8 protein-coding genes and 1 pseudogene are annotated in these 8,551 nt (G+C 69.1%); 8 read left to right on the top strand and 1 reads right to left on the bottom strand.

The window, feature by feature from the left end; all coding sequences use genetic code 11:
- The first annotated feature begins 47 nt into the window (after nucleotides 1–47).
- The 8 genes from B9C99_RS16140 to B9C99_RS16175 all read left to right on the top strand — a co-directional run bounded on the left by B9C99_RS16140 (nucleotide 48) and on the right by B9C99_RS16175 (nucleotide 8,307).
- Nucleotides 48–1,109, top strand: a complete 1,062-nt coding sequence (locus B9C99_RS16140; protein ID WP_088898560.1) for an ABC transporter substrate-binding protein — start codon at nucleotides 48–50, stop codon at nucleotides 1,107–1,109.
- Between the two features lie 97 nt (nucleotides 1,110–1,206).
- On the top strand, nucleotides 1,207–1,491 hold the full coding sequence (locus B9C99_RS16145) for a hypothetical protein (protein WP_088898561.1): 285 nt from the start codon (nucleotides 1,207–1,209) through the stop codon (nucleotides 1,489–1,491).
- A 57-nt stretch (nucleotides 1,492–1,548) separates the two neighbouring features.
- A complete protein-coding gene (locus B9C99_RS16150; RefSeq protein WP_088898562.1) occupies nucleotides 1,549–2,736 on the top strand; it encodes an acyl-CoA dehydrogenase family protein in 1,188 nt (395 codons plus the stop codon).
- A 28-nt stretch (nucleotides 2,737–2,764) separates the two neighbouring features.
- The gene (locus B9C99_RS16155) at nucleotides 2,765–3,931 is read left to right on the top strand and encodes an ABC transporter ATP-binding protein (protein WP_088898563.1); all 1,167 of its coding nucleotides are present in this window, start codon (nucleotides 2,765–2,767) and stop codon (nucleotides 3,929–3,931) included.
- Between the two features lie 7 nt (nucleotides 3,932–3,938).
- Nucleotides 3,939–5,672, top strand: a complete 1,734-nt coding sequence (locus tag B9C99_RS16160) for an iron ABC transporter permease (protein WP_088898564.1) — start codon at nucleotides 3,939–3,941, stop codon at nucleotides 5,670–5,672.
- Between the two features lie 109 nt (nucleotides 5,673–5,781).
- Nucleotides 5,782–6,603 (top strand): SDR family oxidoreductase, encoded by an 822-nt coding sequence (locus tag B9C99_RS16165; protein WP_088898565.1) that lies wholly within the window; start codon nucleotides 5,782–5,784, stop codon nucleotides 6,601–6,603.
- A 94-nt stretch (nucleotides 6,604–6,697) separates the two neighbouring features.
- Nucleotides 6,698–8,023 carry a DUF2254 domain-containing protein gene (locus tag B9C99_RS16170; RefSeq protein WP_253250096.1) on the top strand — a complete coding sequence of 442 codons (1,326 nt, stop codon included), beginning with the start codon at nucleotides 6,698–6,700 and terminating at the stop codon, nucleotides 8,021–8,023.
- A gap of 74 nt (nucleotides 8,024–8,097) precedes the next feature.
- A complete protein-coding gene (locus B9C99_RS16175) occupies nucleotides 8,098–8,307 on the top strand; it encodes a DUF2945 domain-containing protein (protein WP_088898566.1) in 210 nt (69 codons plus the stop codon).
- Between the two features lie 15 nt (nucleotides 8,308–8,322).
- On the opposite strand, the pseudogene B9C99_RS16180 reads toward B9C99_RS16175, so the two are convergent.
- Nucleotides 8,323–8,551: pseudogene (locus tag B9C99_RS16180) on the bottom strand (hypothetical protein); the annotation flags it as partial.

An 8,551-nucleotide genomic window follows, 5' to 3' on the forward strand; every position in this document is an offset into this window, starting at 1 on the left:
CTCCGGCGCACGGTCGCTCGACTCTTCAGAAAATCGAAAGGTCTGCCATGAGATTTCCGTCGCTTCGTCGCTCGCTTGCCGGAATCGGCATCGCCGCAGTGACGTTCGCTGCTGCTGCGTGCGGGTCCGGTACCACGGAGGTGTCCGCGGAGGATCTCGGTCCGGCCGGCGACAGTGCCTGGGAGGAGCTGGTCGAGGCCGCGAAGCAGGAAGGCTCGGTCACCTATCTCACCGGGCAACCGACGGACAACCTCCAGGAACTCGCGGCCCGATTCGAGTCGGTGTACGGCATCGGGGTGGAGATCGTCCGCGACAACGACGCCAACCTCCAGACCAAGCTGGCGGCGGAGGCGGAGACCGGTCGCCACACGGCCGATGTCATCGCCACCGCCTCCCGGCCCTGGGTGGACACGCGGCTGGCCGAGGACTACTTCGTCCCCGTCACCGGCCCCGCCTTCGACGCCGCCGAGTTCGACCGCGAGAAGTTCCTGCGGGACGACGACCGGATCTTCCTCTCGTCGGCCGCGGTCCTCACCTACGGCTGGAACATCTCCCGGGTCCCGGACGGCGTCGACGGATACGAGGACCTGCTCGACCCCGCCCTCGCGGACGGGAAGATCGGCGTGATGCTGCCGGTGTCGTCCGCCATCGTGGACTTCTACGATTTCCTGGGGGACACGGTCTCACCCGACTACGTCGAGAAGCTCGCCGGTCAGAAGCCCCGCACCTACCCGGGCGCCCAGGCGATGGCCCAGGCACTGACCTCCGGTGAGATCGCCGCGGCCATCTACACCATGCCGCTCACCGCGGAGAAGGAAGCCGGAGCTCCGGTCGACTCCGGTCTGCCCTCACCGGTCTTCGGGGCACCCTTCCTCACCGGGATCCCGGCGACCGCACCGCACCCCAACGCCGCACAGTTGTTCGCGAACTTCCTGGTGACCAAGGCCGGTCAGGAAGCCGTCGCCGACCGCGCCGGCTCCGTGCTGCCCGACATCTCCACGGCCGCGACATCCGCGGACGACATCTGGGTCAACAGCCGGGTCGTCACCGCCGACGAGACCGAGGCCTTCCGCGCCGAGTTCGCGCAGTTGTTCGGCTCCAGCCAGTAGAACCCACCGATACCCGCCGCCGTCGGCAGCGCCGCCTCCGGTGCCCGACGAGCCTTCCGGAGACCCGAACCGGTCCCGGACACGAGAGGAAAGAAACATGAAGGTCGGAGAACGTCTCAAGAGCCCCGTGTGCGGTGCCGAAGTCGTGGTCGTCCGAATCGACGGCACGGTGACCGGACCCCTGCTGTGCGGGGGCGAACCGATGTCCGCCGATGCGGCGCCGGCCGCCGGCGCGGCGACGGACCAGGGTCTTCTCATCGGCAAGCGATACGAGGGTGGGGGAGTCGAGGTGCTGTGCGTACGTCCCGGCACCGGACCCCTCGCGATCGGCGACGCGGTTCTCGCCGAGAAGCAGGCCCGGCCCCTTCCGTCCTCGGACTGAGCAGATCCCGACGCCGGCAGCAGCCCCACGGCCGGCATCCCCAGGAAAGGCGACACCATGATTCTCTCGAGCGCGACCGGCGCGGAGGACACGGCGCTCCTCGTCGACACCATCCGAGCCGCCGTCGGCCGGGCCGACCCGGTCGACGGGCGGACCGATCGGGTCTACCGTGACGGTGCCCTCGACCGCGAACTGTGGTCCGTGCTCGGCCGCGAGATCGGCATCGGCGCTCTCGCCGTCCCCGAGAACCTCGGCGGTCTCGGCACCTCCTTCGCCACCGTGGCCGCCGTTCTCGAAACCCTCGGTGCGGAACTGACCCGCGTCCCGGTCCTCGGCGCTGTCGTCGCCGCCGCGGCTCTCACCCGCTGCACCGAGCACCCCCTCGCCGGGGACCTCCTCGAAGGGATCGCCTCGGGCACACGGATCGTCGCCACGGTGGTCCCCGGGGACGAGTGCGACGCGCAGTCCGCCGAGAGCGCCTTCCGCGCAGCCGAGGGAGGCGCAGGCGTGACCCTCACGGGCCGGGCCGATTTCGTGCTCGACGGAACGGTGGCGGACACGCTCCTGATCCATGCCGTCGACCGGTACGGAGCCCTGGGGCTCTACGCAGTCGACCGTGTCCATCTGACGGTCGAACCGATGGAGAGCACCGACGCCACCCGGGGTCTGGCCCGTATCCACGCCGAGAACGCCCCGGCCACCCTGCTCACCGACCGGCCCGAACCGGGCCGCGTACGCGATCGGGCTCTCGTCGCGCTGGCCTGCGACAGTCTCGGCGTCGCCCGCGCGTGCCTCGACGCCGCGGTGGCCTACGCGAAGGAACGTGTGCAGTTCGGCCGCCTCATCGGCGAGTTCCAGGCCGTGAAGCACATGCTCGCCGAGGTGGCCGTGGCCGTGGAACTGGCCGACTCCGCTGTCGCACACGCGGTGTGGGCGGTCGAGGAGGGCACCGACGACGAGCTCGCCGAGGCAGCGGCCATCGCGGCGATCGCGTGCGGCGACGCTGCCGGCCTCGCCACCGCGACGAACGTCCAGGTGCACGGAGGCATCGGTTTCACCTGGGAGCACACCGCCCACCTGTACTACCGCCGGGCGCTGAACTCGAGCGTGTTGTGGGGCACCGCCGACGAACACGCACAGCGGCTGTATCGGCTCGCTACCGGCCGCGCAGACCGGGAAGGCGGCACCCCGTCCCCTGAACCCGTCCGCGAACCGGCACCCGCCCTGTTCGCCACCGAGCACTGATCTCCGACGGTCGGAAAGTGAGTACACGATGTCCCATGTCTCGATACGCCAGCTGCTGAAGAACTTCGACGGCAAGCCCCCGACGGTGGCCGTGGATCATCTCGACCTCGAGATCGAGGACGGCGAATTCCTCGTCCTGCTGGGCCCGTCCGGGTGCGGCAAGACGACGACCCTTCGCTGCCTGGCCGGCCTCGAACAGCCTGCGAGCGGCTCCATCACCCTCGGCGACGAGGTGGTCTTCGACGGTGCCCGCCGCGTGAACCTGCCGCCCGACAAGCGCTTCATCGGCATGGTCTTCCAGTCCTACGCCCTGTGGCCGCACATGACGGTCCGCAAGAACATCGCCTACCCCCTCAAGTCGCGCAAGCTCACCGACGCGCTCGCCGACGGCCGGGTCGAGGAGACCGCGGCTCTGGTGGACTGCGAACGTCTGCTCGACCGGCTCCCGGCGGAACTGTCCGGCGGGCAGCAGCAGCGCGTCGCCCTGGCACGCGGCCTGGTCTCCCACCCCGATCTCGTCCTGTTCGACGAGCCGCTCAGCAACCTCGATGCGCGCCTGCGCGATCAGGTCCGGGCGGAACTGCACGACCTGCATCAGCGCAAGCCGTTCACGGCGGTGTTCGTGACGCACGACCAGAGCGAAGCCCTCGCGCTGGGCACCCGCATGGCGATCATGCGCGCCGGCCGGATCGTCCAGATCGGCCCGCCGCGAGAGGTCTTCGAGGAGCCGGTCGACGAGTACGTCGCAGGCTTCACCGGCATGTCGAACCGGGTGCCCTGCGAGTACGTCGACGGACGCTGGTACGCGCTGGGCACCGAGATCCACGGCATGCAACCGCGGGCGGAGGCCTCGGTGGGTTCGTTCGTCCTGCGCCTGCGACCGGAGAAGGTCCGGCTGGTGACCGACGTCGCGGACCTGCTGCCCGGTGAAGCCGGGATGGCCGTGCACATCGACGATGTCGAGTACGGTGGCCTGCACTTCGACGTCATGTGCTCGGTGGTGGGCGACGGATCGGTGCGCCGCCAGTTGCATGCCCGGATCCAGACATTCGACACGGCGCGCATGCCGCGCACGGTGAACCGCGGCGCGACGATGATCTTCGCGTTCGATCCGCTCGACGCGCGCACCTTCGACACCGACGGCACGGCACTGGCACTGCCCCGACAGGCGCTGACCGGCGCTCTGGTGGGGTGAGGCGGACATGGCTGTCATGACGTTGCCGACCGCCGAGGTCGGTGAAGCCCCTCCGAGCGTCCCCCGCGCGCTCGGGAACGACGCGGTGCGGGTCGTCGCGCGCCGTCTCGGCGTCGTCGCCTTCGTGGCGCTGCTCTGCTACCTGGTCGTGCTTCCGGTGGTGCGGTTGCAGGCGACGGCCTTCGAGGACGGAGCCGCCGGCTACGACCGTGCCTTCGGTCTGCCCCGCATCGGCCAGATCCTGTGGAACACCGTCGGTCTGGCGTTCGGGTCGCTGGTGATCGCGATGGTTCTCGGTACGGCACTGGCGTGGGCGGCGAACCGGCTTCCCCGACGACTGGCCGTGTTGCAGATCCTGCCGATCCTGCCGATCGTGATCCCGGCCGTCGCCGCGATCGTCGGCTGGGCGTTCCTGCTCTCCCCGCGTCCCGGCTACCTCAACGCGATGCTGCGGAACCTGCCGTGGTGGTCGCACCTGGAAGAGGGCCCGATCGACATCTACTCGATCGAGTGGATCGTGATCATCACCGGGTTCTCGCTGAGTTCGTTCGTGTACATGTTCGTCCGCTCGGGCTTCGAGAACATCAACTCGGAGATGATCGAGGCCGCTCAGGTCTCCGGGATGCCGGAATGGAAGGTCTTCTTCAAGATCACCCTGCCGTTGCTGCGCCCCACACTCATCTACGGCGCGGGCGTGGCGCTTCTGCTCGGGCTCGGCCAGTTCACCGGTCCGCTGTTGCTGGGCACCAACACCGGGGTCAGCGTGCTGACCACGGAGATGTACTTCCAGATCAGCGACTCGCCCGCCCAGTTCGCCACCGCCGCGGCCCTCGGCTCGCCGCTGCTGATCGTGGGGATCGTGGTGGTCTTCGCGCAGAAGGCGATGCTGGGCAATCAGCGTCGGTTCGTCACCCACGGCGGCAAGGCCTTCCGCTCCCAGGGGCGCCCGTCGAAGACCGGTGTGGCGATCATCCTGCTGTTCTCGCTGTTGTCGACGGTGCTGCCGCTGCTGGCGCTGGTGTTCGTGGCCCTGTCGCGCTACTGGAGTGGCACCGTCAACTTCTCTGCGCTGACCTTCGAGAACTTCGAAACGATCTTCTCCGGCACGGCGGTGCCCGCCGCGGTGGGCAACAGCGTGATGTTCTCCCTGATCGCGATGGCGATCGTCCTGCCGCTCGGCTTCGTCGCCGCGAACCTCATCGTGCGGGGCTCGAAGTACCCCGTGCTGCGGGTGGTCACCGACGTGCTCGTGTCCATGCCGCTGGGAGTGCCGGCGGTCATCTTCGGTGCCGCCTTCCTGCTGACCTACACGCAGGGGCCGATCGTCCTCTACGGCACGTCGTGGGTGGTGATCCTGGTGTACGTGACGTTGATGCTGCCGTTCGCGACCCGCATGCAGCTGTCCTCGATGCTCGCCCTGGGCGAGACCTATCTCGAGGCGTCCCGGGTGAGCGGTGCCGGTTTCGTGGCCACCAACGTGAAGATCCTGTTGCCGCTCATGCGCGGTAGCCTCGGCGGGACCGCGGCCCTGTTGTTCGTCCTGCTCACCCACGAGTTCACTGCGTCGCTGCTGGTGCGGGCCTCGCAGACGCAGGTGATGGGCACCATCCTGTTCGAGTACTGGTCCAACGGCGGTTACCCGCTGGTCGCCGCTGTCGCCCTGGTCATGACCGGGGTCACCGCGGTCGGTGTCGCCGCGGCGATGCTGGTTGGCGGAGCCGACGCGCTCAGCAAGATGTGACCACACGGATCGAGATGTCATCACCGGGCCCGGCGGCGAATCGCTCGTTGCCGGGCTCGGTCTCGCCTGCCCCGACGACTCGGGGCGGGCACGAACGGAAGGACGACAGATGACGTACAGGACGGCTCCGGACCATCTCCGGGACGCGGGTGTCGTCGTCACGGGAGCCGGTAACGGCATCGGCCGGGCTCTCGCCCACCGCCTCGCGCAGGCCGGCGCCCGTGTCGTGGTCAACGATCTCGACGCCGACGCGTGCGTCCGTGTCGCCGAGGAGATCGGCGGCATCGCGGCACCGGGGGACGCGGCAGGGGAGCAGGGGGTCGCCGATCTGGTCGCCCGTGCGCGCGCCGCTCTCGGTGCCGTGGACGTGTGGTTCGCCAACGCCGGGGTCGAGACCGGAGCGGCCGAGAGCGAGGCGGCATGGCAGCTGTCCTGGGACGTCAACGTCATGGGTCACGTCCGCGCCGCCCGGGCACTGCTGCCGGAGTGGCTCGAGCGGGGCACCGGGCGGTTCGTGGTGACGGCCTCGGCTGCGGGACTGTTGACCATGCTCGGCTCCCCGGCCTATTCGGTGAGCAAGCACGCCGCCGTCGCGCACGCGGAGTGGCTCTCGGCGACCTACGGGGACAAGGGCGTGATCGTCCAGTGTGTGTGCCCGCAGGGCGTCGCGACGGATCTGCTGCCCACCGACGCTGCGGGCCGGGTGATCTTCGAGAGCGGGGTGCTCACCCCGGACGAGGTCGCCGACCGTATCGTCGGAGCCCTCGGCGACGACCGATTCTTCATCCTTCCGCACCCCGAGGTGGCGGAGTACTACCAGCGGCGGGCATCGGACCCGGATCGGTGGCTGCGCGCGATGCGACGAGTGCAGGATCGCATCGAGGTCGTCGCGCAAGAGGAGGAGAAGCGTCCTCTCCGGACGACCGGGTGAGCGGATGACCCCTCCGGCGCGATGATCGCTCCTGGTCGAGGTGCTCGGCGGAAGTCGGGTTGCCGGAGCCGTGCGCGTCGATAGCGTGGTCGGCATGAGTGCTCTGCCGAGATCGTGGATGCAGTTGCGGCTCGCCGCGGGTGAGTACCGATTCCGGGAGAGCCTGTTCGCGCTGCCCGCGCTGGTCGTCGCCGCCGGAGCGGTGCTCGCAGAGGTGAGCGGCTACATCGATCGGACCTTCGGCCCCTTCCCGTGGGGCATGAAGATGAACAGCAACGCCGCGATCTGGCTGCTGAGCACCGTGGCCGGCGCCACGATCACCACCGCCGGTGTCGTCTTCTCGTTGACCGTCGTGAGTCTGCAGTTGGCGAGCAGCCAGTTCTCACCGCGGGTGATGCGGTCCTTCATCCGGGACCGGGTCAGTCAGACGGTGATCGGGATGCTGGTGGCGACCTTCGTCTACTGCGTGCTGACACTGCGGCACATCGGCGCGGACGACGCCGCACCCGCCCCGACACTGTCGACGACCCTCGCGGTGGTCCTCGCGGTGTCGACCGTGGTGCTCATCATCGCCTATCTCAACCGGCTGGCCCACGGTCTGCAGGTCGGGGAAGTGGTACGCAGCATCGCCTCGGAGGCCGAGAAGGTCATCGCGAACACGAGCCGGAGTGCGCACCGCGAGATCCACGTCGACCGGGTGCCGCAACCGGATTTCGGGGAGGGGGCGACGGTGCACGCGCCGCGCGACGGCTGGGTGACCCAGGCACCGGCCGAGCTCGTTCTCGCAGTGGCGCCGCCGGGCGCGGTGGTGCGGATGGAGACGCGTCCCGGCGCGTACATCCATCGAGGGGAACCGCTGTTGCGGATCCATCCGAAGCCGGAACGGGATGTGATCCTGCGGCGACTCGAGGCGGCCGTGGAGATCTCGAATGCGCGCACCATGCAGCAGGACGTGGACTTCGCGTTGCGGCAACTCGTCGACATCGCGCTGCGTGCGTTGAGCCAGGCGATCAACGATCCGACGACCGCCACCGAGGTGGTGCTCCGGCTCGGCAGTCTCCTGCGTACCCTGCTGGTCACCGACAGTCCGGCGCCGGCGATCGAGGGCGCGGACGGCCGGATCCTGCTGCGTCCGTGGATCCTGTCGCCCGACGAATATGTCGAGCACGCCTTCGAGCAGATCCGGCACGCCGGTTCGGCGCAGCTGCACGTGGCGACGGCCCTGGCCCGGGTGCTGCGCATGCTCATCGATCACCTCTCGGCGCAGGGGCGCACCGAGTCGGTGCCGGCCCTGCAACACCAGTTGCGTCTGCTCGTCGACGCGGTGGTCGTCCGACCCGAGTTCCGGCCGGAGGACCTGGAGCGTTTCCGCGCCGTCGCCGAGGGGTCCGCGGATCCTGCGGAGCATCGGACGGTCTGACCGACGGGGTGTAGGACCGGTGGGAGACGGCTATCCGACGGTCGCAGGAAGCGGGCGATCGGGAGGACGACGACATGGCGACCCACTTCTCCGTCGGTGATCACGTCCGATGGAACTCCGAAGCCGGATACGTCGAGGGTGTGATCATCGCGAAGCACACGGAGGACGTGGAGTTCAAGGGACGCACGCGGCGGTGCAGCGAGGACGAGCCGCAGTACGAGATCCGGAGCGACAAGACCGATCACGTCGCGATGCACAAGGGCAGTGCGCTGAAGAAGGTCTGACGGCGGAGATCCGGGTCAGGTGATCAGCGCCTGCCCGACACCGCACACCGCGACCGCCCACAGCACCGAGGTGGACGTGCCGATGATGAACTGTTCGGAGGCGTTCGGTTCGCGTAGTTCGGGATAACGGGCGAGCCCCTTCACCGCCATGATGACCGCGATCCCCTCGGGCCATCCGGCGAGGATCGAGGCGGTGACCGCGCCGCGTTCGAGCACGCCGATGACGCGTCCGCCGCGCAGCGGG

The sequence above is a fragment of the Rhodococcus sp. BUPNP1 genome (genome assembly GCF_002215235.1).
GTDB lineage: Bacteria > Actinomycetota > Actinomycetes > Mycobacteriales > Mycobacteriaceae > Rhodococcus.